General features: G+C 73.5%; 17 protein-coding genes and 1 pseudogene. 9 read left to right on the plus strand and 9 right to left on the minus strand.

The window, feature by feature from the left end:
* The first annotated feature begins 30 nt into the window (after nt 1-30).
* Nucleotides 31-1368: a DUF1254 domain-containing protein gene (locus ACFVN5_RS15850; RefSeq protein ID WP_376956203.1), complete on the plus strand. Its 1338-nt coding sequence runs from the start codon at nt 31-33 to the stop codon at nt 1366-1368.
* A gap of 259 nt (nt 1369-1627) precedes the next feature.
* Here ACFVN5_RS15850 and ACFVN5_RS15855 read toward each other — a convergent pair whose 3' ends face one another.
* From ACFVN5_RS15855 to ACFVN5_RS15870, 4 genes are all read right to left on the minus strand, one after another.
* Entirely contained in the window at nt 1628-2518 is an 891-nt protein-coding gene (locus tag ACFVN5_RS15855; protein ID WP_376956204.1) for a sugar phosphate isomerase/epimerase family protein, read from the minus strand.
* Nucleotides 2515-3768 (minus strand): dihydrodipicolinate synthase family protein, encoded by a 1254-nt coding sequence (locus ACFVN5_RS15860; protein WP_376956205.1) that lies wholly within the window; start codon nt 3766-3768, stop codon nt 2515-2517. The genes ACFVN5_RS15855 and ACFVN5_RS15860 overlap by 4 nt, the downstream gene beginning before the upstream one ends.
* 2 nt (nt 3769-3770) lie before the next feature.
* Nucleotides 3771-4979, minus strand: a complete 1209-nt coding sequence (locus tag ACFVN5_RS15865) for a Gfo/Idh/MocA family protein (protein WP_376956830.1) — start codon at nt 4977-4979, stop codon at nt 3771-3773.
* A gap of 517 nt (nt 4980-5496) precedes the next feature.
* Nucleotides 5497-6546, minus strand: a complete 1050-nt coding sequence (locus ACFVN5_RS15870) for a LacI family DNA-binding transcriptional regulator (protein WP_376956206.1) — start codon at nt 6544-6546, stop codon at nt 5497-5499.
* Nucleotides 6547-6760: 214 nt separating this feature from the next.
* Between ACFVN5_RS15870 and ACFVN5_RS15875 the strand changes: the two genes are divergently transcribed.
* Nucleotides 6761-8101, plus strand: coding sequence for a Gfo/Idh/MocA family protein (locus ACFVN5_RS15875; protein ID WP_376956207.1), 1341 nt, complete (start codon nt 6761-6763; stop codon nt 8099-8101).
* 243 nt (nt 8102-8344) lie between these two features.
* On the opposite strand, the gene ACFVN5_RS15880 is transcribed toward ACFVN5_RS15875, so the two are convergent.
* The 5 genes and pseudogenes from ACFVN5_RS15880 to ACFVN5_RS15900 form a co-directional block, all read right to left on the minus strand.
* Nucleotides 8345-9508, minus strand: coding sequence for an MFS transporter (locus ACFVN5_RS15880; RefSeq protein WP_376956208.1), 1164 nt, complete (start codon nt 9506-9508; stop codon nt 8345-8347).
* Nucleotides 9505-11019, minus strand: coding sequence for an aldehyde dehydrogenase (NADP(+)) (locus ACFVN5_RS15885; protein ID WP_376956832.1), 1515 nt, complete (start codon nt 11017-11019; stop codon nt 9505-9507). The genes ACFVN5_RS15880 and ACFVN5_RS15885 overlap by 4 nt, the downstream gene beginning before the upstream one ends.
* Nucleotides 11020-11058: 39 nt before the next feature.
* Nucleotides 11059-12108, minus strand: a pseudogene (locus ACFVN5_RS15890) (mandelate racemase/muconate lactonizing enzyme family protein); the annotation flags it as partial.
* A complete protein-coding gene (locus tag ACFVN5_RS15895) occupies nt 12105-13049 on the minus strand; it encodes a 5-dehydro-4-deoxyglucarate dehydratase (protein WP_376956209.1) in 945 nt (314 codons plus the stop codon). The gene ACFVN5_RS15895 and the pseudogene ACFVN5_RS15890, both read right to left, overlap by 4 nt.
* Nucleotides 13046-13954 carry an NAD-dependent epimerase/dehydratase family protein gene (locus ACFVN5_RS15900; protein ID WP_376956210.1) on the minus strand — a complete coding sequence of 303 codons (909 nt, stop codon included), beginning with the start codon at nt 13952-13954 and terminating at the stop codon, nt 13046-13048. Before ACFVN5_RS15900 ends, ACFVN5_RS15895 begins: the two co-directional genes overlap by 4 nt.
* Before the next feature lie 180 nt (nt 13955-14134).
* Between ACFVN5_RS15900 and ACFVN5_RS15905 the strand changes: the two genes are divergently transcribed.
* The 7 genes from ACFVN5_RS15905 to ACFVN5_RS15935 all read left to right on the plus strand — a co-directional run bounded on the left by ACFVN5_RS15905 (nt 14135) and on the right by ACFVN5_RS15935 (nt 21643).
* Nucleotides 14135-15145, plus strand: a complete 1011-nt coding sequence (locus tag ACFVN5_RS15905; RefSeq protein ID WP_376956211.1) for a LacI family DNA-binding transcriptional regulator — start codon at nt 14135-14137, stop codon at nt 15143-15145.
* The gene (locus ACFVN5_RS15910) at nt 15142-16245 is read left to right on the plus strand and encodes a M24 family metallopeptidase (RefSeq protein WP_376956212.1); all 1104 of its coding nucleotides are present in this window, start codon (nt 15142-15144) and stop codon (nt 16243-16245) included. The genes ACFVN5_RS15905 and ACFVN5_RS15910 overlap by 4 nt, the downstream gene beginning before the upstream one ends.
* Nucleotides 16246-16307: 62 nt before the next feature.
* The gene (locus ACFVN5_RS15915; RefSeq protein ID WP_376956213.1) at nt 16308-17678 is read left to right on the plus strand and encodes a serine hydrolase domain-containing protein; all 1371 of its coding nucleotides are present in this window, start codon (nt 16308-16310) and stop codon (nt 17676-17678) included.
* Nucleotides 17679-17900: 222 nt separating this feature from the next.
* The gene (locus ACFVN5_RS15920) at nt 17901-18851 is read left to right on the plus strand and encodes a PmoA family protein (protein ID WP_376956214.1); all 951 of its coding nucleotides are present in this window, start codon (nt 17901-17903) and stop codon (nt 18849-18851) included.
* Nucleotides 18848-19594, plus strand: a complete 747-nt coding sequence (locus ACFVN5_RS15925) for a cupin domain-containing protein (RefSeq protein ID WP_376956215.1) — start codon at nt 18848-18850, stop codon at nt 19592-19594. The genes ACFVN5_RS15920 and ACFVN5_RS15925 overlap by 4 nt, the downstream gene beginning before the upstream one ends.
* Entirely contained in the window at nt 19591-20688 is a 1098-nt protein-coding gene (locus ACFVN5_RS15930; protein ID WP_376956216.1) for a Gfo/Idh/MocA family protein, read from the plus strand. The genes ACFVN5_RS15925 and ACFVN5_RS15930 overlap by 4 nt, the downstream gene beginning before the upstream one ends.
* Nucleotides 20681-21643, plus strand: coding sequence for a family 43 glycosylhydrolase (locus ACFVN5_RS15935; RefSeq protein ID WP_376956217.1), 963 nt, complete (start codon nt 20681-20683; stop codon nt 21641-21643). The genes ACFVN5_RS15930 and ACFVN5_RS15935 overlap by 8 nt, the downstream gene beginning before the upstream one ends.
* The last annotated feature ends 26 nt before the right edge of the window (nt 21644-21669 follow it).

The raw sequence follows: 21669 nt of genomic DNA on the forward strand, positions 1-21669 counted from the left end.
CGCGCCGACCGGCGCGCAGGAGGGGGATCGATGGGCTGGACCGAGGAGTTCCTCGTGGACGCGTACGTCTTCGGGTATCCGCTGGTGTACAACGTGTCGTCGATGCAGGCGATCGCGACGCACGGGCTCGGCTCGTTGCCGCCGTCGGGCATCAACCGGTTCGCGCACGCGACCAAGCTCGGGTCGCCCGAGGACACGTTCGTGAGCATCAACAACGACACGGTGTACGCGATCGCGGTGCTCGACCTCTCCGGCGGCCCGCTGCTCCTGCACGTGCCCGACACCGACGGCCGGTACTACGTGCTCCAGTTCGTCGACGCGTGGACGAACAACTTCGCGTACGTCGGGCGGCGCGCCACCGGCACCGCCGAGGGGACGTTCCTCATCGCGCCGCCCGGATGGTCGGGGACGGCGCCCGACGGCGTCCCCGTCATCCCCGCGCCCACCGACCTCGCGGCGATCGTCGGACGCATCGCCGTCGACGGCGAGGACGACCTGCCCGCGGTCGCCGCGCTGCAGCCGCAGTTCACACTCACCCCGCTCGACGGGAACGCGCCGCTGCGCGGCATCCCGCAGCCGCACGGGGAGATCCCCGAGCACCTGCGCTTCTGGGAGCTGCTGCGCGCCTGGAGCCTCGCCTTCCCGCCCGCGAAGCCCGATGTCGACTACCTCCATCGCTTCGCGGACTACGGCCTCACCACGCGGGGCAACCCCTACGGGGTGGTCGCACGCGATCAGGAGGAGCACCTCGCGAACGCGTTCGTGGAGGGCCGCAACCGCGTCGAGGACCTCTCGAAGCCCGACCCCGCCGCCGCCGTGAACGGCTGGCAGGGCTGGCCGCACGGCTTCGACTACAACGTCGACTTCCTCGGGCCCGGCACGATCGACGCGCCGGAGTGGCGGATCGCCGATCGGACCACGGCGTACGCCACGCGGGCACGATCCGCCCGCAACGGGCTCTGGGGCAACCACGGCTACGAGGCGGTCTACGCGGAGGTCTTCGTCGACTCCGACGGCGACCGGCTCGACGGGTCGCACGCCTACGAGCTGCACCTCACCGAGCTGCCGCCGGCCGACGCGTTCTGGTCGATCACGATGTACTCGGTGCCCGACTTCTACCTCGTCGAGAACACGATCGAGCGCTACTCGATCGGCGACCGCACGCCCGGCCTCGTCACCGGCGAGGACGGCTCGCTCGTCATCCGCATGCAGCGCGAACGGCCCGACGACGAGGCCGCGGCGGCGAACTGGCTGCCGACGCCAGAGGGGCCCTTCCGTCCGATGCTGCGGGTGTACCAGCCGCGTGCGGAGATGATCGACGGCACGTTCGCGATGCCGGCGATCACGCGGGTCCAGTCCGCGGGTTGAGGAGCGCCCGGCGGAGCCGGACGCGTCTCGAAACCCGTCTGCGCAGGCGGGTTTCGAGACGGCGCCGGGGCGCCTCCTCAACCCGCGGAGGGTGCCCGGTCGTCGAGGAGCGCCGCGGTTCCGGTGGTCGAGGAGCGCCGCCGGAGGCGACGCGTATCGAGACGCAGCACGGGTCTCGATACGCGTCCGGCTCCGCCGGGCGCTACTCGACCACCGGGTGGGGGCTCCGCCGGGCGCTACTCGACCACCGGAGCGGGCGCTACTCGACCACCGAGAGGGGCACGGATGCCGCGAGGTGCGGCACCACCGCGGCCTCGAACGCCGCGGCGGTGCGGGCGACGACCTCGGCGAACGGCGTGTCCCACAGTTCCTGGTTGAAGATCTCGACCTCGATGTCGCCGGCGTAGCCCGTGGCCTCGACGGCTGAGGTGAGCGACGCGAAGTCGATCACGCCGTCGCCCGGCTCGTGCCGGCTGAGCAGCACGTCGGCGGGCAGCGGCGTCTTCCAGTCGCAGACCTGGTAGGTCGCGATGCGTCCCTCGGCGCCCGCGCGAGCGATCTGCGGCAGCACCTCGGGGTCCCACCAGATGTGGAACGTGTCGACCGTCGCGCCGACCACCGACGGATCGAACGGCGCAGCCAGGTCGAGCGCCTGCTTCAGGGTCGACACGACCGCGCGGTCGGACGCGTACATGGGGTGGAGCGGCTCGATCGCGAGCGTGACGCCGGCCGCCTGCGCCTCGGGGGCGAGCTCGGCGAGGGCGTCCGCGACCTGCGCGCGGGCGCCGACGAGGTCGCTCGATCCCTCGGGGATGCCGCCCGCGACGAGCACGAACACGGCCCGCGAGCCGGGTGCGCCGGCGGCGGCGAGCGTCGCGGTCTCCTCGATGCCCCGGCGGTTGTCGTCGATCGCCGCGCGGCGAGCCGGACCCTCGGGCACGGTGAAGAAGCCGCCACGGCAATAGGTCGAGAGGCGCAGGCCCGAGTCGGCGAGGCGTCGCGCGGCCTCGTCGAGGCCGACCGCCTGCACGGGCTCGCGCCAGAGGCCGATCGACTGGTACCCGCCGTCGGCGACCGAACGAAGGGCCTGGTCGAGGTCGGCGTACTTGATCGTCGCCTGGTTCAGTGACAGGCGCGGGTGGGCGCTCATGCGAGCACCTCGACGTCGGCGTCGGCCGTCTCGGTCGCGGCATCCGGCGCCTCGGTGTCGGCGTCGACGGATGCCGCAGGAGCGGCCGCCGTGACATCGACGCCGTTGAGCGTGAGCAGCGAGTGCCAGCGGGCGGCCGCGAGCTCGGGACGCTCGAGCGCGCCCGACGCGTTCGCGAGCTCGACGATGCGGGAGAGGTGCGGCAGGCTGCGCGCGGCGTGCAGGCCGCCCACCATCTGGAACGCGGCTTGGTGCCCGTTGAGCCACGACAGGAACGCGACGCCCGTCTTGTAGTAGTACGTGGGCGCGGCGAAGACCTGCTGCGAGAGCGGCTCGGTCGGCGCGAGGATCGCGCGGTACTCGTCGGCGTCGCCGCGGTCGAGCGCCTGGATCGCCGCGGAGGCGTTCGGCGCGAGCGCCGCGAACGCGCCGAGCAGCGCGTCCGAATGCCCGCGGACGTCGCCCTCGATGAGGCCGACGTAGTGGTAGTCGTCGCCCGTGAACATGCGGGCGGTCTCGGGGAGGCGCTCGCGCACCGAGATCTCCGCGTCGGCGTCGAGCAGGCTCATCTTCACGCCCTGCACCTTGTCGCGGTTGTACTCGATGATCTGCAGCAGCGTCGCCGACGCGGCATCCGTGTCGTCGGAGCCGAAGTAGCCCGCGAGCGACGGGTCGAACGCCGTGCCGAGCCAGTGCAGCACGACCGGGGCGCCCGCCGCGGCGAGCACCTCGCGGTACACGCGGCGGTAGTCGTCGGGCGTGCTCGCGGCTCGGGCCAGGTGACGGCTCGCCATGAGGACGACGCCCGCACCTGCGTCTTCGGCGTGGTGGAGCTGCTCCTTGTAGGCGTTGATCACCTGATCGAGCGAGATGGACTCGTCGCCGACATGGTCGGTGTTCACACCGACGACGAGGTTGGCACCCACCGTCGCCGCCTCGGCGGCGCTGCGGGAGATCAGTTCACGCGTGGCCAGGGCGTCGAGGCCCATGTTGCGCTGCGCGGTGTCCATGGCGTCGGCGACGCCGAGCCCCCACGACCAGACGTGGTGGCGGAAGGCCAGGGTGGCGTCCCAGTCGATCTCGGCCGGCTCGCCCGGGGTGTTGTCGGCGAACGGCTTCGGCACGACGTGCGCCGCCGCGTACGCGATCCGGCTCGCGAGCGGATGCCGCGGCTTCTGGAACGCGGGCGCCTCCGCCAGCGGCACCGAGCGCACTGCGCCCTCGCCGTCGATGAGGGTGATCGCGGTCATGGTCAACGGGCCCCGGTCAGCTCGGGGGCGGCGTCGGGCGCCGCGACGGAGGTCGCGGCATCCGTGATCGCCGCGGCATCCGTCGTCTCGATCGTGATCTCGGGGATGGCGATGCGCCGGCCCTCGGCGGAGGAGCGCAGGCCCTCCTCGGCGAGGAGGACGCCGCGGGCGCCCGCGAGGAAGTCGTAGTGGTTCGGGGCGTCCTCGACGACGTGGCGGATGAACTCCTCCCACTGCGTCTTGAAGCCGTTCTGGAACTCCCGGTTGCCGGGGGACTCGATCCAGTCGGCGGCGTAGTCGTGGGCGTCGGCGAGGTCGGGGTTCCACACGGGCTTGGGCGTGGCGTTGCGCGGCTGGATCTTGCAGCCGAACAGGCCCACGACGGCCGAGCCCAGCGTGCCGTCGACCTGGAACTCGACGAGCTCGTCGCGATTCACGCGCGTGGTCCAGCTCGAGTTGAGCTGGGCGATCGCGCCGCCCTCGAGCTCGAAGATCGCGTATGCGGCGTCGTCGGCGGTGGCCGGGTAGGGCTCGCCCTTCTCGTCGACGCGCTCGGGGATCTCGGTGACCGCCTTCGCGTACACCGACTCGACGCGGCCGAACAGGTTCTCGAGCACGTAGTTCCAGTGCGGGAACATGTCGACGATGATGCCGCCGCCGTCCTCGGCGCGGTAGTTCCAGCTCGGCCGCTGCGCCGGCTGCCAGTCGCCCTCGAACACCCAGTAGCCGAACTCGCCGCGGACGCTGAGGATGCGGCCGAAGAAGCCCGAGTCGATGAGGCGCTTCAGCTTCTGCAGGCCGGGGAGGTAGAGCTTGTCGTGCACGACGCCGTTCTTGATGCCGGCGGCGGTGGCGAGCTTCGCGAGCTCGAGCGCCTCCTCGAAGCTCTCGGCGGTGGGCTTCTCGGTGTAGATGGCCTTGCCGGCGGCGATCGCCTTGCGGATCGCGGCGGCGCGGGCCTTCGTCACGAGGAAGTCGGCGTAGACCTGCCAGCGGTCGTCCGCGAGCGCCTCGTCGAGGTTCGTGGTCCAGTGGTCGATGCCGTGCTTCTCGGCGAGCTCGGCGAGCTTCTGCTCGGAGCGGCCGACGAGGATGGGCTCCACCTGCACGCGGGTGCCGTCGGAGAGCTCGACCCCGCCCTGCTCGCGGATCGCCAGGATCGACCGCACGAGGTGCTGCCGGTATCCCATGCGCCCGGAGACGCCGTTCATGATGATGCCGATGGACTGGGCCTGCGGGCTGGCCTGCTGGGTGGTCTGCTCTGCCACGGTGATTCCTGTTCGAGCCGGGAGCGGGTGGCGGAGGCCGCCGCGCCGCTGCGGGAAAGCGTTTACCCGAGTGTAGGACACGATCCCGCGATCGCGCAACACCCAGCTCGTGGGGTGTCGTCACGCGGCGTCGGGGTGCGGCGGCCGCGCTCGGCTCCCGCCCGCTCGGCGCCCGTGATTCGCGAGTGGGCGATCTTGGCGAGCATTCGGCGGGAACGGTCGCCAAGATCGCCCACTCGCGCGACAACGCCCACGCCGGGAGGCTTTCGCCCGGATGCGATGGGACGCGACCCGCCGCGGCCGCCCGCTGACTGACGGCGTGTTGCGTCCCCTCGTGAGCAGCGAGAGCCCGAGCGGATGCCTCGGGGTGTTCGGTGCGGCGGCGCGCCGAGCACGCGCGTCGAGCGGATGCGGCGGGCGCGCGGCATCCGTGCACCGCCGTACCCCAGGAGGGCGCGGGCTACTTGCGCGGGGGCGTCGACTCGCGGATGACGACCTCGGTGTGCACGGCGCCCTCGGCCTGGGCGGCCTCGTCCCCGAGCGCGAGGCGGAGGGCGCGGCGTCCGATCTCCTCGAGGGGGACGCGAACCGTGGTCAGGGCCGGGGTGACGTCGCGCACCGTGGGGATGTCGTCGAAGCCGGCGATCGCGACATCCGTGCCCGGGGTGAGGCCGGCGTCGCGGATGGCTGACAGGGCGCCGACCGCCATGACGTCGTTCGCGGCGAAGACGCACTCGACGTCGCCGAGTCCGCGCTCGAGCAGGCGGCGCATTCCGTCGTAGCCGCCGTCGCGGGTGAACGCGTCGCGGATCACGTCGTCGTCCTCGAGGGTGCCGCCCGTGGCCGCGAGTCCGGCCCGGAAGCCCTCGACGCGGTCGGCCGCCGTGCGCAGGCCCTCGCCGCCGGTGATGATCGCGAAGCGGCGGTAGCCGATGCCGACGAGCCCGCGGGCGAGTGCCTCGGCGCCGGCGAGGTTGTCGACGAGCACCGTGCGGAGGTCGAGTTCGTTGCGGCTGATCAGGACGACCAGGCCGCCCGAGCGTTCGTAGGCGCGGAGCTCCTCGCCCAGGGCGCCGCCGGTCGGGTCGGTCGTCGGGCGGGAGCCCGCCAGGATCATGACGCGCGGACGCTGTCCGCGCAGCGTGCGCACGAGGTCCAGCTCGCGCTCGGGGTCGCGCTCGGTGGCGGCCATCGTGACGATGAGCCGCTCGTGGTCGGCCTCGGCGACGACGCCGGCGGCGATCGACGAGAAGTAGGGGTCGGCGATGTCGGCCACGAGCAACGCGACGGTGGTCGTCGTGCCGCGGGCGACGGCCTGCGCCGAGAGGTTGGGGGAGTAGTCGAGCCGCGCGGCGGCCTCGAGCACGCGCTTGCGGTACTCCTCGTTGACCTTGCGCGTGCTGCCGTTCAGCGAGCGCGACGCGGTCGCCAGCGAGACCCCCGCCTCGCGCGCGACGTCGTGCAGCGTCGCCGGTGCGCTCCGCCCGGTTCCCGTGCCGCCCTCGGTCATCCGTCCTCCCGCATGTGCCCGCCCCCTCGGGGCGCCTCGATGCTACCGCGCAAGCGGCTCAGAGACGCCGAGGTTTGGACACGCGCCGCCGTGCTGGTAGAAATGTCGTCGAACCGAGATAGCGCTTTCCCGCGTGATTCCCTCCAGATCCCCGGCGAAGCACGGGTGACCGAGGAAGCGCTTTCTCGTACGATGACCCCGAGTGGAGCACGCGATGGCGCAGGAACGGTACGGACTCATCGGCACGGGAAGCCGCGCGGGCATGTACGTGCGCGCGCTGAGCGGCACGCAGCTCGGCGCCGAGCACGTGCCCGAGATCGCCGAACTGGTCGCGTGGAGCGACGTGAACCCGGGTCGCCTCGACGTGCACGAGCGCGAGGTGCTGGCGGCCGGGCGTCCGGCGCCGGCACGCTATGCGCCCGACGACCTCGAGCGCATGATCCGCGACGAGCGCATCGACCGCGTGATCGTCACGACCCCCGACTTCACGCACGCCGACTTCGTGGTGCGTGCGCTGCACGCCGGCGCCGACGTCGTGGTCGAGAAGCCGCTCACGATCGACGCCGAGAGCGTGCGGCGCATCGGCGCGGCCATCGCCGAGACCGGCCGCGAGGTCATCACGACGTTCAACTACCGTTACAGCCCGCGCAACTCGACCCTGCGCCACGTCATCGCCGACGGCGAGATCGGCGCGGTCACCTCGGTGCACTTCGAGTGGGCGCTCGACACCGTGCACGGCGCGGACTACTTCCGCCGTTGGCACCGCCTGAAGGCGAACTCCGGTGGCCTGTTCATCCACAAGGCGTCGCACCACTTCGACCTCGTCAACTGGTGGATCGCCGCGACGCCCGTGCGCGTGTTCGCGAGCGGGGGGCTTCGCTTCTACGGTGCCGAGAACGCCGCCGCCCGCGGCCTCGGCGAGCGTCCGTCGCGCGGCACCGGAGCGACCGGCGATCCGTTCGCGCTCGACCTCGCGCGCGACCCGCACCTCAAGGAGCTCTACCTCGACCAGGAGCACCACGACGGCTACCTGCGCGACCGCGACGTGTTCGACGCGGGCATCACGATCGAGGACAACCTCGCCGCGCTCGTCGACTACGACACCGGCGCGACCATGAGCTACTCGCTCAACGCGCACGCGCCCTGGGAGGGCTACCGCGTCACCGTCAACGGCACCGAGGGCCGCGCCGAGCTCGAGGTCGTCGAGCGCGGCGCCGTGCTGATCGGCGAGGACGGCCGCGTCGTCGTCGACCCGAGCATGCACCCCGGCTACTCGCCCGAGGACGAGGTGCGTCCCGACTCCGAGCGCCTCGTCGTGCAGCGGCACTGGGAGGGCGCGCGCATCGTGCCGATCCCCGAGGGCATCGGCAGCCACGGCGGCGGCGACGCGTACCTGCTGCAGCACGTCTTCGGGCGGGTGACCGACGACCAGCCGCTCGGCCGGGTCGCGGGCTACGCCGACGGCGTCAAGGCCGTGTCCGTCGGCATCGCGGGCAACCTGTCACTCGCCACGGGCGAGCCCGTGCGCATCGCCGACCTCGAGCTCGGCATCTGACGCGAGCGGCTCCGGGCCGAGCGGATGCCGCGGGCGGGCGCCCCCGCGACCGAGCGGATGCCGCAGCACACGAGACCGGGCGCGGTCGAACCGTGCGGAGATACGATCCGACGCGCCGAGGACCCGCGGCGTCCACCGGGGTGTCGGATCGTATCTCCGCAGCGTTGTGCGGCGAGGCCGTCGGAGCCACGCCGAACCGACCGACGCGAGGGCGGGCGGATGCCGCGGCATCCGCCCGCCGCGTCAGCTGCCGTCGATGGGCGGCGCGTCCTTCGGGTAGGCGACGAGCATCGCGCCCGACAGGATCCACACCACGCCGATCGCCGCGATGAGCGCGGGCCCGCCGAGGCCCGCCGCGAGTCCGGCGACGGCGGCGCCCGCCGCGGCGGCGGCCGCGCGAAGTCCCGCGCCGACCGTGAACACCTGCGAGCGCAGCGTCGGCGGGCTCTGCTGCTTGCGGATGAGCAGCATGGCCGATGCGGCCGGTGCGGTGAACAAGCCCGACACGCCGATCGCCAGCGCGGCCCAGAGCTGTCCGAGGTCGAGTGCGGCGACCACGGTGAACACGCCGGTCGCGGCGAAGCCGAGGCCCATCTCGACCTCGGGACGGAGCCGGCTCGGATGCGCGGAGTTCCACAGGGCGCCGAGCAGCCCGCCCACGGCGAAGGCGGTGACGATGACCGCGCCGCCCGCGGCATCCCCGGTGCTGCCGATCGCGAGCGCGACGGCCGCGATCGCGAGGCCGCCGGCGCCGAACTGGCTCACGGTGCCGCTCGCGGTGATGAGGGCGAGCGGCCGGTGCATCGCGATGTGGCGGAACCCGGCCGCGATGGTGCGGAGCATCGACGCGTGCGGCTCGCCCGCGAGCGGACGTAGACGGAGCGGGATCGTGCCGACGGCGCCGAGCAGCGCGGCCGCGGCCATGACGAGCGTCGCGATGCGGGCGTTCCCGAGCGCGGAGGCCGCCGCGACGGCGGCCGGGCCCGCGACCGCGCCGAGGTTGTAGGCGAGCGCGTCCATCGCGTAGGCGCGGCGCTCGTTCGGGATGCCCTCGGTGACGAAGCTCGAGAGCCCGCCGAACACGAACGGCGTCGCGAGCCCCGAGATCGCGAGCACGATGGCGACGACCCAGGCCGGCACCGGCCCGAGGAACGCCGCGATCGTGAAGGCCGCGGCCATGACGAGTCCGGCACCCGCGACGAAGGCGCCCGGCCGGCGGGTCCGGTCGAGCACCGCCCCGACGACCGGGGCCGCGATGATGCTGGGTCCGAGCGCGGCGGCGGCGAGCAGTCCGCCGAGCGCGACGTCGCCGAGCTGCTCGACGGCGAGCACGGGGATCGCGACGGTGATGCCGCCGACCGCGAGGCGCGGGGGCGTCGCCGCGGTGAGGTAGGCGATCGCGCTCACACCACGAGCACGCCGTCGATGCGGCGCGGGATGCCGAGCACGTTCTCCTCGCGGAGCTCCACGGGCAGCGCCGACTCGGGGGCGTCCTGGTAGGCGACCGGACGCAGGAAGCGGCGCAGCGCGGTGACGCCGACGGACGTGTGGATCGACGTGGTCGACGGCCACGGACCCCCGTGCTGCTGCGCCCAGCTCACCGCGACACCCGTGGGCCAGCCGGCGAAGAGCACGCGTCCGGCCACCTCGGTGAGCACCGCGAGGATGCCGGTGAGGTCCTCACCGGGTTCGGCGTGCACGGTGGCCGTGAGGCTGCCGCCCACCGCGCGGATCGCCGCGAGCGCGTCGTCGACGTCGTCGTACTCGACGACGAGGGTCGACGGACCGAAGCACTCCGCCAGCAGGGCGCCGGGGTCCGCGCGCACGGCCGACGCCGTCGTCGACAGCACGACGGCCGAGCCCGTGCCGGGCCGCTGCGCGACGTCGCCCGCGACCACGGTGACGTCGTCACGGGTCGCGAGCGCGTCGAGTCCGCCCGCGAAGGCGGCGGCGATGCCGTCGGTGAGCATGGGCACGGATGCCGCGCTGCCCACCGCCGCGTCGACGCGCGACGCGAAGTCCGACCCGGCGGGCACGAACACCACGCCCGGATTCGTGCAGAACTGGCCCGCGCCGAGCGTGAACGACGCGGCGAGGCCGGCGGCCAGCTCGTCGGCGCGTGCATCGAGCGCCGCCGCCGTGATGAGCACCGGGTTCACCGCGCTCAGCTCGCCGTAGAACGGAATGGGGTCGGGGCGCGACGACGCGAGGTCGAAGAGCGCCCGCCCGCCGTGCAGCGACCCAGTGAACCCGACGGCGCGGACCTCGGGATGCTGCACGAGCGCGATGCCGGTCTCGCGTCCCTCGACGTGGCCGAAGATCCCCTCGGGTGCGCCCGCCGCCGCGAGCGCGCCCGCCACGACCTCGGCGGTGCGACGGGAGAGCCGTGGGTGGGCGGAGTGCCCCTTGACGATGACGGGGCATCCGGCCGCGAGGGCCGACGCGGTGTCGCCGCCCGCGACCGAGAACGCGAACGGGAAGTTGGAGGCGCTGAACACGGCGACCGGGCCGAGCGGGCGCAGGATGCGGCGCAGGTCAGGCCGCGGCGGCGTGGTCGTCGGGTCGGGGTGGTCGACGGTCGCCTCGAGGTAGGAGCCCTCGACGATCGCCGTGGCGAAGAGGCGCAGCTGGGCGGTCGTGCGCGCGAGCTCGCCCGTCAGCCGGGTCGTCCCGAGGTGCGACTCCTCGTCGGCGAGCGGGATCAGTTCGCCGGCCGCCGCGTCGAGCGCATCGGCGACGGCCGTGAGCCACGTCGCACGCTCGGCGGCGGTCGAGGCGACGGTCGTCGCGAATGCGGCGCGCGCGGCCGTGGCGACGTCGTCGAGGGCGTCGAGGGCGTCAGCGCCTGCGGTCGTGGCCGATGCCGCGGTGTCGATGGCGGTGGGCGCGATGCTGGTCATGGTTCCTCCGGGGGTCATCGGATGCCGCGGCATCCGTGCACGTAAATTGAAGCGGATGCCGAGCCCGGGCTGGCGCGTCGTGCGCACCTCGGCGCCGGTCACGGCGACGGGGGAGGGCGAGGCGAGCGCGCCGAGCGCCTCGAAGGAGGCGTCCTCGACGGATTCGACGAGGTGGTCGCCGGGCAGGGCCAGGGCGAGCTGGGCCGAGAGCTCGAGCAGCAGGTGTGGCGCGAGCTCGACGCCACGATCCTCCGCGAGCGTGGCGATCTCGAGGAACGGCGTGATGCCGCCGACGCGCACGACGTTGGGCTGCACGATCGACACGGCGCCCGCATCGATGAACTCGGCGAACCGGTAGCGGGTGTGCAGGTTCTCGCCGAGCGCGACGGGCACCTCGATGCGATCGCGCAGCGCGACGTGCGCGGAGAGGTCGTCGGCGCGCAGCGGCTCCTCGATCCAGGCGAGGTCGAACGCGGCGAGCTCGCTGATCGCGCGCTCGGCCTGCTCGAGCGTCCAGCGCTGGTTCGCGTCGACCATGAGGCGGCCGTCGGGCCCGATGACCTCGCGCACCGCGGCGACGCGTTCGAGATCGCGGGTGAGGTCGGGGCTGCCGACCTTCACCTTCACGGCGTCGAACCCGGCGGCGACCCAGCGCTCGGCCTGCGCGACGAGCTCGTCGAGCGGGTAGTGCAGGTTCACGCCGCTGCCGTACACCTCGGCGGTCTCGTGCCGGCGGCCGAGGAGGTCGGTGATGCCGATGCCGGCGCGGCGGGCGGCGAGGTCCCACAGCGCGAGGTCGAGGCCGGCCATCGCGATCGTCGTGATGCCGCCGCCACCGCCCTCGTGCAGGTGCGCCCAGAGCGGATGCCACACCGACTCGGCATCGGCGTCGCGTCCGACCGCGAACGCGGCGATGTCGTGGTCGAGGTGCGCCTGCACCGCGGCCGCGCCGATCGACGGCGTCCACGAGAAGCCGTACCCGAGGTCGCCCGCCGAGTCCTCCACCACGACTTCGACGAGCGAGAGGTCGCGCACATCGGGACCCCACGGCCGCGTGAGCGGCACGCGGATCGCACGCGTGCGCAGGTTCCGGATGACCTCGGTCACCGCGCCGCCGTCGACGCGGTGCCGAGGCGCTCGGCGAGGGCGAGCCCGGCGTCGAGGATCGCGCTGAGGCGGGCCTCCTGGTCGCGCGACGGGTCGACGAGCGGCGGGCGCACGGAGCCGACGTCGAGTCCGCGCAGCCGCAGGCCCGCCTTGATGAGCGAGACGCCGAAGCCGGGGGTCTCGTCGCGGAGGCGCACGAGCGGCGTGTAGAACTCCCGCAGCAGGGCCATCCGCGTGGCCTCGTCGCCGTCGGTGTACGCGCGGTAGTGCAGCGCGGCCACCTCGGGGATCATCGCGAACGCCGCCGACGAGTACAGCGGGATGCCGATGCCCCGGTAGGCGCCCTGGCTGAGCTCGGCCGTGAGCAGGCCGTTGAAGAACTGCAGGTCGCGTCCGGTCGCCTCGGCGGCGAGCACGATCTCCTGCGCGAGTCCGATGTCGCCCGTGCCGTCCTTGAAGCCGACGACCTTCGGGTTCGCGGCGAGCCGCGTGACGGCGTCGGCCGTGTAGCGGGCGGTGCCGCGGTGGTACACGATGACGGGCAGGTCGGAGGCCGCGGCGACGGCCTCGACCCAGGCAACCAGTCCGTCGGTGGTGCCCGACACGAGGTAGGGCGGCAGCAGGAGCAGTCCGTCGGCGCCCGCCTCGGCCGCGCCCCGTGCGAGCTCGATCGCGTGCCCGAGCGGCCCGCCCGCGCCGGCGATGACGGGCACCCGGCCGCCGACCACGTCCACCGTGGCGCGCACGACGTCGATCGCCTCGCGCGCCGAGAGCGCGTGGAACTCGCCCGTGCCGCAGGCGGGGAACACGCCGCCCGGACCCCACGGGAGCCGCGATACGACGTGCTCGGACAGCACGTCGAGGTCGACGGCGCCCGACGCGTCGAACGGCGTCACGGGGAAGAACAGCACCCCGTCGAACTCGGGTGATGGTGCGGTCATGATGCCCTCGATTCGCTGGGGGAGATGGAGGCGGCCGAGAGCTCGCCGCGCCAGTCGCGCTCCGGGCGCCAACCGAGGCGGTCGGCGGCCTTGTCGACCGAGAACACGGGCTGCGTGCCGACGAGCGCATCGGCGCCGACGCCGAGCGCCGGCGCGAACTCGCGCCACAGGTCGGCGACCGGGCGGGTCGCGAGCGCGTCGGCCGCCCCGACGAAGAACCCCTCGCCGTCGACGGCGTCGGCGGGCGCGGCGAGCCAGGCGTCGACGAACGCCGCGGCGTCCCGGGCGTCGAGGTAGTTGAAGAGGCTGACGGCCGCGAGCGCCGGGTCGGCAAGGCGTTCGGCGATGGTGTGACCCTGCTGGGTGGGCGCGCCGCGCCACTCCTCGGGCGAGATCACGTAGCAGGGGCGGAAGAACCCGAAGGCGCCCGACGACGTGCGGGCGAACATGCGCACGGCCTCCTCGATCACGGCCTTCGACAGTGCGTAGGCGTTCGCGGGATGCGTCGGATGCGTCTCGTCGATCGGCACGGCGGCGGCCCGCCACGTCGAGGCGCTGTAGCCGACGACGGTCGGGCTCGATGCGGCGAGCACGCGTCGCACGCCGGCCCGGGCGGCGGCGGCGAACACCGTGTGCGCGAGCGCCGTGTTGGTGAGGAGGATCTCGCGCTCGGGGGCGCTGAACGGCACCGCGATGCCCGCGAGGTGCACGACCGCGTCGGGTCGGAGCGCGTCGAGGAGCTCGCCCGTCGCGTGCTCGTCGGCGAGGTCGAGCGCGCGCTCGTCCACGCCGCCGAGTCCGGCGGGCGCGCGATCGACGCCGACGACCGAGTGCCCGGATGCCGTGAGCCCGGCGCTCAGGCTCCGCCCGAGCCGGCCCGACGAACCGGTGACGACGACGTGCATGCGCCCTCCATCAGGGGTGGTGAGAAACCGCTTTCTCGACGAGAGCCTAGGCGACGTCCGCGGGACCGGGCAACTCGGTGGTTACACTGAGGAACCGGTTTCCCGGCCGAGGCGCACGGCGCGTCTCGAGCTGGGGGCCGGCCGCGACGTCGACGGACTCGGCGCGAAGGAGGGCAGCACATGGGCGAGCGGAGTCGTGCCACGACGATCGCCGACGTGGCCGCGCATGCGGGCGTGTCGCAGGCCTCGGTGTCGCGCGTGCTGAACGGCAAGCAGACCGTCGATCCGGCCATCGTGCAGCGCGTGCAGGCGTCGATCGCGACGCTCGGCTACTCGCCCAGCGTCGCGGCCCGCAGCCTCGTGCACGGCCGCAACGACACGATCGCCATGGTCGTGCCCGACCTCGAGAACCCGCTGTTCCAGGGCATCCTCAAGGGGCTGAGCCTCGCCGCGGCATCCGACGGCTATCGCGTGCTCGTCGCCGACACCGCCGAGCAGGTCGACGACGAGGAGGCGACTGCGATCGAGGCGCGGCACCGGTGCGACGCGATCGTGCTGTGCGCGCCGCGCATGCCCGAGCAGCGACTGCGCCGGCTGGTGGCGCAGGTCGCGCCCGTCGTGGTCGTGAACCGTCCGCTGCCCGGCGCCGACGTGCCGATCGTGGGCGTGGACTACGTGCGCGGCATCCGCGACCTGGTCGAGCACCTGCTCGGGCTCGGCCACCGCCATTTCGCGTACGTGAGCGGCCCGGCCACGAGCGCGTCGAACGCGGAGCGACTCCGCGGCGTGGAGGAGGCCGAGCAGGCGCATCCCGAGCTTCGCATCGACGTGATGCCCGGCGGCTCCCGGCTCGAGGACGGCTACGCGCTCGCCGAGACCGTGCTCCGCGCCCGCGACGAGGGCGCGACGGCGGTCATCGCGTTCAACGACCTCGTCGCCCTCGGACTCATGACGCGCCTCCGCCAGCTCGGCGTCGACGTGCCGGGCGACCTCTCGATCGCCGGCTTCGACGACGTGCCGATGGCGAGGTTCGCCACGCCGAGCCTCACGAGCATGTCGGTGCCCCGCGGCGAGATCGGCGCCCAGGTGTGGGCGCGCCTGCGCACACTCATCGCGGGCGGCCCGATCGAGCACTCCGTGCTCTACCGGCCGCGGCTCGAGGCGCGCGACAGCACGGCGCCGCTCGCATGAGGGGCGTCGCGCCATCCGTGGGCCAGTCGTCCATTCCGTCGCGCGCGGATCGAGCGGTCAAGCACGCGCGCCTCGTCGAGCTGCTCGACCGGCGCGGCGCCGAGTCGATCGTGCTGCGCTCGCACACCGCCCTCGCGTGGGCGCTCGACGGGGCGCGCACGTACGTCTCGCTCGCGGGTGATCCGGTCGTCGCGGCCGTCGTCACGCGTGATGGCGTCGAGCTCCGGGTGTTCGACAACGAGGCCGATCGGATGCTCGACGAGGAGCTCGGCGACGTCGGCGACCTCGCCGTCACCCGGGTGCCCTGGCACGAGCCGCTCGCCCCCGCTGGCATCGCCGAGCTCGAGGAGGCCGACGTCGTCGCCGAGCTCCGGGCCGCACGGGTGAAGCTGCTGCCCGCCGAGCTCGCCCGCTACCGCGCCCTCTGCCGCGAGGTGGCCGAGGTGCTGACGGATGCCGCGCTCGTCGTCGACCCGTCCGATCCCGAGCGCGACGTGGCCGCACGGCTCGCGGGCGACCTCGTCGCGCGGGGCATCGACCCGCTCGTCACGCTCGTGGCCGGACGGACGCGGCTCGCCCACCGGCATCCGCTGCCCACCGACGCGCCGCTCGGCGACCGCGCCATGCTCGTGGTGTGCGGGCGCCGGCACGGGCTCATCGCGAACGCGACGCGCTGGGTGCGGTTCGGGCCGGCCGATCCGGTCGAGGCGGATGCCGCGCGCCGCATCCTCGAGGTCGAGGCGGCGTTCCTCGACGCCACCCGACCGGGCGCGACGCTCGGCGAGGTGTTCGCCGCCGGCACTGCCGCCTACGCGGCCAACGGGTTCGACCCCGAGGAATGGCGACGCCATCACCAGGGCGGCGCCGCCGGCTACGCGGGCCGTGATCCTCGGGCGGTGCCGGGCATCGCCGACGTGGTGCAGGCGGGCCAGGCGTTCGCGTGGAATCCGACGGCGCCGGGCGCGAAGGTCGAGGACACCGTGCTGCTCGGGGCATCCGGCGTCGAGGTGCTCACCCTCGACCCGCGTTGGCCGACCTCCCGGGTCGGCGGGCGCGAGCGGCCGATCGAGCTCGAACGCGGTTCGCACGGCGTCGCCTGACCCCCCGGACCGGGGCCATGAGGTTCCGTCAGCACCGCGATCGCGGCGCGGTAGCATCCACCATGAGCCAGCCGACGGCACCCGATGGCCACGGCACCGGGCGCGACGTTCCGTCGCCCGACGGGGATTCCGACGGAGGGCAGCCGCCCGGCGCGAGACCGAGGCGCCGGGCGCTCCTGTGGACCGGGATCGCCGTCGCGGTCGCGGTCGTCGCGATCGTCGTCATCGCGGTGACGATCTGGTCGGGGTCGCAGGGCTCCGTGTCGGATGCCGCGCAGCCGCCGTCATCCACCGCCGAGACCTCCGATCCGGCCGACGCCGGCTCGCTCGACCCCGAGCTCGTCGCGGAGCTCGAGGCGGCGCTCGACGAGGGGTTCGCGGCATCCGGCGTACCGGGCGTCATCATCGGCGTGTGGATCCCCGGCGAGGGCGAGTGGGTGTCGGAGCGCGGGGAGGCCGAGGTCGGCACGGGCGAGCCGATCGGCCCCGACAACCAGCAGAAGATCGGCAGCATCACCAAGACCATCGTCAGCACCGTCATGATGCAGGTGATCGGCGAGGCCGGGTTCGACGTCGGCCTCGACGACACGCTCGACCGCTGGTATCCCGACTTCTCCGAGGCGTCGAGCATCACGGTGCGGATGCTGCTGAACCAGTCGAGCGGCGTCGGCGAGTCCGGGCGGGCGCAGGTCGATCGCATCTGCGCGGACCCGCATGGGATCCCGACCCCCGACGAGCTCATCGCGATCGGCGCAGCGACGCCGCGAGCCGACTTCGCCCCCGGCGACGGATTCGCGTACTCGAACACGAACTACTACCTGCTCGGCGGCATCCTCGAGCAGGTGACCGGCACGGACCTCGCCACGCTCATCCACGATCGCATCACCGAGCCGTTCGGCATGGACCGAAGCCGGTTCGCGCCCGACGGCCAGGTCACCGCCCCGCTCACGCACGGGTACTCCGTCTTCTGCCCGGAGCTCGGGTCGCCGGTCGACACCGTGGACTGGTCGAACGGCCAGAGCTGGGCCGGCGGCGGGATGGTGTCGACGCTCGACGACCTGCATGCGTGGGGTGAGGCCCTCGGTGAGGGCGCGGGCGTGACGCCCGAGCTGCAGGCGCAACGGTGGTCGGACCTGGCGCCGAACTTCGGTCGGAGCGGGGCGAGCTACGGCCTCGGTGCCGGCGTCGAGTTCGACGAGGCCACGGGCTGCGTGCTCGCCATCTCCCATGCCGGTGCCGAGCCGGGGTACGGCACGAACCTCGCGTACTACCCGCAGACCGGGGCGGTGCTGGCCATGCTGGGGAACGGCGACGGCGCCACCGGCGAGGCGGTGCAGGAGGTCGGGAAGGCGCTGGCGCCGATCCTCGGCCCGCTCCTCAACGGGTCGCCGACCGAGCCGTGCGCGGCGCCGTGGGCGGTCGGCGCGAGGTAGGCGGCGCTGCCCTGCGAGAGCGCGGCACTTCGGCCCTTCGGCACTTCGGGATTTCGGACTTCGGAACTCCGGAACTTCGGCACTTCGGTACCGTCGATTCGGAGACGAACGAGATCCGACGCGCGTGAGCCCGTCGCCGTGTACGCTTGGATAGCGCTTTCCCACGGAATCGCTCCAGAGCGACGAGCGCGCACGGATCGACGACGAACCCGAAGGAGACCGATGACCGACATCCGCTTCGACGAGGCCGGCGATCGAGTCCTCCTGCGCGCCGGCGACGCGGCGCTCGCCGAGTACGTGTTCCGACCCGACCACCCGACGTACGAGTCGCCGCGCCCGTACCTCAGCCCGATCCGCACCCTCGGCAGCGAGCTCGTCTCGCTCTACCGCCCGCACGACCACGTCTGGCACAAGGGCGTCGCCTGGTCGCTGCCGGTCGTCGGCGACGAGAACTTCTGGGGCGGCCCCACGTTCGTGCGCGGCGAGGGCTACGTGCAGCTGCCCAACAACGGCGAGCAGCGGCACGTCGCGTTCGCTTCCGACGACGTGACGGATGCCGCGACGCCGGCCGGGGTGCCGACAGGCACCGCGCGCGTCGTCGAGCGCCTCGAGTGGATCACGCAGGCGGGCGAAGCGATCTTCGACGAGGAGCGGACGCTCGCGGCATCCGTGCTCGACGACGACGCGTGGCTGCTCGGCTTCGCGACGCGCCTGACGAACACGACCGACCGACCGATCCCCATCGGGTCGCCGACGACCCGCGGACGCGAGAACGCCGGCTACGGCGGGCTGTTCTGGCGCGGACCGCGCTCGTTCACGGGCGGGCGGCTCCTCGCGCCCGGCGTCGCGGGCGGCGACGAGCTGCGGGGTACGCGCGCTCCCTGGATGGGCTTCAGCGGCCGGCACGACGAGACGGACACCGCGTCGACGATCGTGATGATCGACGACCCCGCGAACCTGCAGCACCCGCCGCAGTGGTTCGCGCGCAGCGAGGACTTCGCGTGCCTCTGTCCTGCGCCCTTCTTCAGCGAGGAGCACGTCGTCGAGCCCGGCGCGTCGCTCGTGCTGCGCTACGGCGTCGTCATCGCCGACGGCGAGAGCGACCCCGAGCGGGCCGCCCGGCTCGCCGACGCCGCCGCGGCACGATTGCCCGACCTGCTGGGCGCGCCGTGACCCTGCCCGCCTTCCCCGGCGCGACGTCCGTGAGCGCGCTCGCCGTGTACGACGCGGTCGCATCCGACGGGCTCGCGGGCGGCACGCCGCACCTGCACACGGTCTCGGCCGAGGCCTACCTCGTCGTCGGTGGTCGCGGGCGGCTGCACACGATCGACGGTTCGGTCACGTTCGCCGAGCGCCGGCTCGAGCCCGACGACCTCGTCTGGTTCGCGCCGGGCGTCATCCACCGGGCGGTGAACGACGGCGGGCTTGACGTGCGCGTCGTCATGCAGAACGCCGGCCTGCCCGAGGCGGGCGACGCGGTCATGACCTTCCCCGACGAGGTGCTCGTCGACCCCGAGCGATACGCGGATGCTGCGGCGCTGCCCGGCCCCGAGGCATCCGACGCCGATCGACTCGCCGCGGCCATCACGCGCCGCGACCTCGCCGTTGCGGGCTACCGAGCGCTGTTCCACGACGGGAGCGTCGACCCCGACCGCCTCGCCCGCCTGCACGAGCGGGCGACCGCCCTCGTGCGTCCGCGCGTGCCCGAGTGGCGTGAGCGCTGGGAGTCCGGCGCGCTCGCCGCCGCACGCGACACGGGCGACCGCCTCGATGCGCTCGAGGCCGGCGACGACCCGGGGCTCGCCGAGGCCCGCGTGGCCGCGGCGTCCGACGCCCCCGCCTACGGCATGTGCGGCCGGCTGCGCCGCTACGAGACCCAGCCGGCCCGAGCCGGCCGCATCGAAGGAGACCGATGACCGAGACCACCCCGCTCCGCGCCGCGATCGTCGGCACCGGGGCGATCGCCAATGCCCACGCCGAGGTCCTCCTGGCGACCCCCGGCGCCGAGCTCGTCGCCGTCGTCGACCGCGACCGCTCGCACGCCGACGCGTTCGCCGAGCGCTGGGGCGTGCCCGCCGTCTTCGACACGCTCGCCGAGCTGCTGGCCGCGGGCGTCGCCGACGTGCTGCACGTCTGCACCCCGCCCGGCGTGCACGCCGAGCAGTCCATCGCCGCCCTCGACGCCGGCCTCCACGTGGTCTGCGAGAAGCCCGCCGCGCTCTCGCTGGACGAGCTCGACGCGATGACGGATGCCGCGACGCGCAACGACCGCCGCCTCGCCGTCGTGTTCCAGCAGCGCACCGGCTCTGCGGCCGCCCACGTGCGATCGCTGCTCGACTCGGGCGCGATCGGACGCCCGCTCGTGGCGACGTGCGAGACGCTCTGGTTCCGCGACCCGGCGTACTTCGCGGTGCCGTGGCGCGGCAAGTGGGCGACCGAGGGCGGCGGCCCCACCCTCGGGCTCGGCATCCACCAGATCGACCTGCTCGCCTGGCTCCTCGGCGACTGGGCGAGCGTGCAGGGGCAGCTCTGGCGCCTCGACCGCGAGACGCAGATGGAGGACGTCTCGACCGCGGTCATCGCGTTCGCCGGCGGCACCATCGCGTCCGTCATCACGAGCGCGCTCTCGCCGCGCGAGGTGAGCACCATCCGCATCGACACCGAGCACGCCACCGTCACGGTCGACCACCTCTACGGGCACGGCCATGAGCACTGGCGCATCACGCCGGCGAAGCACGTCGACCACGAAACGGCGGCCGTCTGGGCCCTGCCCGAGGTCGAGGAGGCGAGCGGCCACACGCCGCTCCTGCGCGACATCTACGCGGCGCTCGCGTCGGGCGAGCCGCTGCCGTCGACGGCGTCGGATGCCACGCGCTCGTTCGAGCTCGTCACGGCGATCTACTCGTCGGCGTCGAACGGCGGCTCCGTGGTGACGCCGGCGACCCTGCGCGCCGACGCGGATCGCCGTCGGAGCCTCGAGAGCCCCATCACCGACCTCCGTCGTGCCTGACGACGACGCCCTGTTCCACGACCCGGTCCACGACGGGGCGACGGATCCCACCGTCATCCGCCACCGCGACACGGGGGAGTGGTGGATGTTCTACACGCAGCGCCGCGCGACCGTCGACGAGCCGGGGGTGTCGTGGGTGCACGGCACGCGCATCGGCGTCGCCCGGTCGGCGGACGCGCTCGAGTGGCGGTACGCCGGCACGGTGGCGGGCCTCGAGCTCGGCGTCGGCCGCGCGTCGGGCTCCGACGACCTCCGTGCCGGCGAGACGCACTGGGCGCCCGAGGTCGTCGACGACGGCGAGCGGTACCGCATGTACCTCACGGTCATCGACGGCGTCTTCGCCGACTGGGATCACCCGCGACGTATCGTCGAGTACGTGAGCGACGACCTCGAGCACTGGACTGTCGTCGGCGAGGTGCCGTTGGACTCCGACCGCGTGATCGACGCGTGCGTCGCCAAGTGCCCCGACGGGCGGTGGCGGCTCTGGTACAAGGACGAGGCCGACGACTCCACCACGTGGGCGGCGGTGAGCGACGACCTGTCGGACTGGCAGGTCGAGGGTCGCGCGATCGGCGGCCGGCCGCACGAGGGCCCGAACGTCTTCGAGCTCGGCGGCTGGTGGTGGATGCTCGTCGACGAGTGGCGGGGGATGGGCGTGCACCGCTCGACCGACGCCGTCACGTGGACGCGGCAGGGCGGCGCGGACGAGGTCATCCTCGGCGAGCCCGGACATCGTCGCGGCGACGAGACCTTCGGCCGTCATGGCGACGTCGTCGTCGACGGTGATCGCGCCGTGCTCTACTACTTCACGCACCCGCACTGGGACGGCTCCGAGCTCGGCTCGAGCGACGCCGCGGCGGCGCGCCTGAGCGCCGTGTTCGCCGCTCCGCTGTCGGTTATGGACGATCGGCTCGTCTGCGACCGCGACGCCCACGTCGACCGAAACCCGTCATGACCAGCCACTTCACCGCCCGAAATGAC

This window comes from Agromyces sp. NPDC057865 (assembly GCF_042796995.1).
Taxonomy (GTDB): Bacteria; Actinomycetota; Actinomycetes; order Actinomycetales; family Microbacteriaceae; genus Agromyces.

Bases quoted from the DNA above. Each gene is read 5' to 3' on its own strand.
- ACFVN5_RS15850 (WP_376956203.1), top strand. From the start codon at position 31: ATGGGCTGGACCGAGGAGTTCCTCGTGGACGCGTACGTCTTCGGGTAT.
- ACFVN5_RS15855 (WP_376956204.1), bottom strand. From the start codon at position 2,518: ATGAGCGCCCACCCGCGCCTGTCACTGAACCAGGCGACGATCAAGTAC.
- ACFVN5_RS15860 (WP_376956205.1), bottom strand. From the start codon at position 3,768: ATGACCGCGATCACCCTCATCGACGGCGAGGGCGCAGTGCGCTCGGTG.
- ACFVN5_RS15865 (WP_376956830.1), bottom strand. From the start codon at position 4,979: ATGAACGGCGTCTCCGGGCGCATGGGATACCGGCAGCACCTCGTGCGG.
- ACFVN5_RS15870 (WP_376956206.1), bottom strand. From the start codon at position 6,546: ATGACCGAGGGCGGCACGGGAACCGGGCGGAGCGCACCGGCGACGCTG.
- ACFVN5_RS15875 (WP_376956207.1), top strand. From the start codon at position 6,761: ATGGCGCAGGAACGGTACGGACTCATCGGCACGGGAAGCCGCGCGGGC.
- ACFVN5_RS15885 (WP_376956832.1), bottom strand. From the start codon at position 11,019: ATGACCCCCGGAGGAACCATGACCAGCATCGCGCCCACCGCCATCGAC.
- ACFVN5_RS15895 (WP_376956209.1), bottom strand. From the start codon at position 13,049: ATGACCGCACCATCACCCGAGTTCGACGGGGTGCTGTTCTTCCCCGTG.
- ACFVN5_RS15900 (WP_376956210.1), bottom strand. From the start codon at position 13,954: ATGCACGTCGTCGTCACCGGTTCGTCGGGCCGGCTCGGGCGGAGCCTG.
- ACFVN5_RS15905 (WP_376956211.1), top strand. From the start codon at position 14,135: ATGGGCGAGCGGAGTCGTGCCACGACGATCGCCGACGTGGCCGCGCAT.
- ACFVN5_RS15910 (WP_376956212.1), top strand. From the start codon at position 15,142: ATGAGGGGCGTCGCGCCATCCGTGGGCCAGTCGTCCATTCCGTCGCGC.
- ACFVN5_RS15915 (WP_376956213.1), top strand. From the start codon at position 16,308: ATGAGCCAGCCGACGGCACCCGATGGCCACGGCACCGGGCGCGACGTT.
- ACFVN5_RS15920 (WP_376956214.1), top strand. From the start codon at position 17,901: ATGACCGACATCCGCTTCGACGAGGCCGGCGATCGAGTCCTCCTGCGC.
- ACFVN5_RS15930 (WP_376956216.1), top strand. From the start codon at position 19,591: ATGACCGAGACCACCCCGCTCCGCGCCGCGATCGTCGGCACCGGGGCG.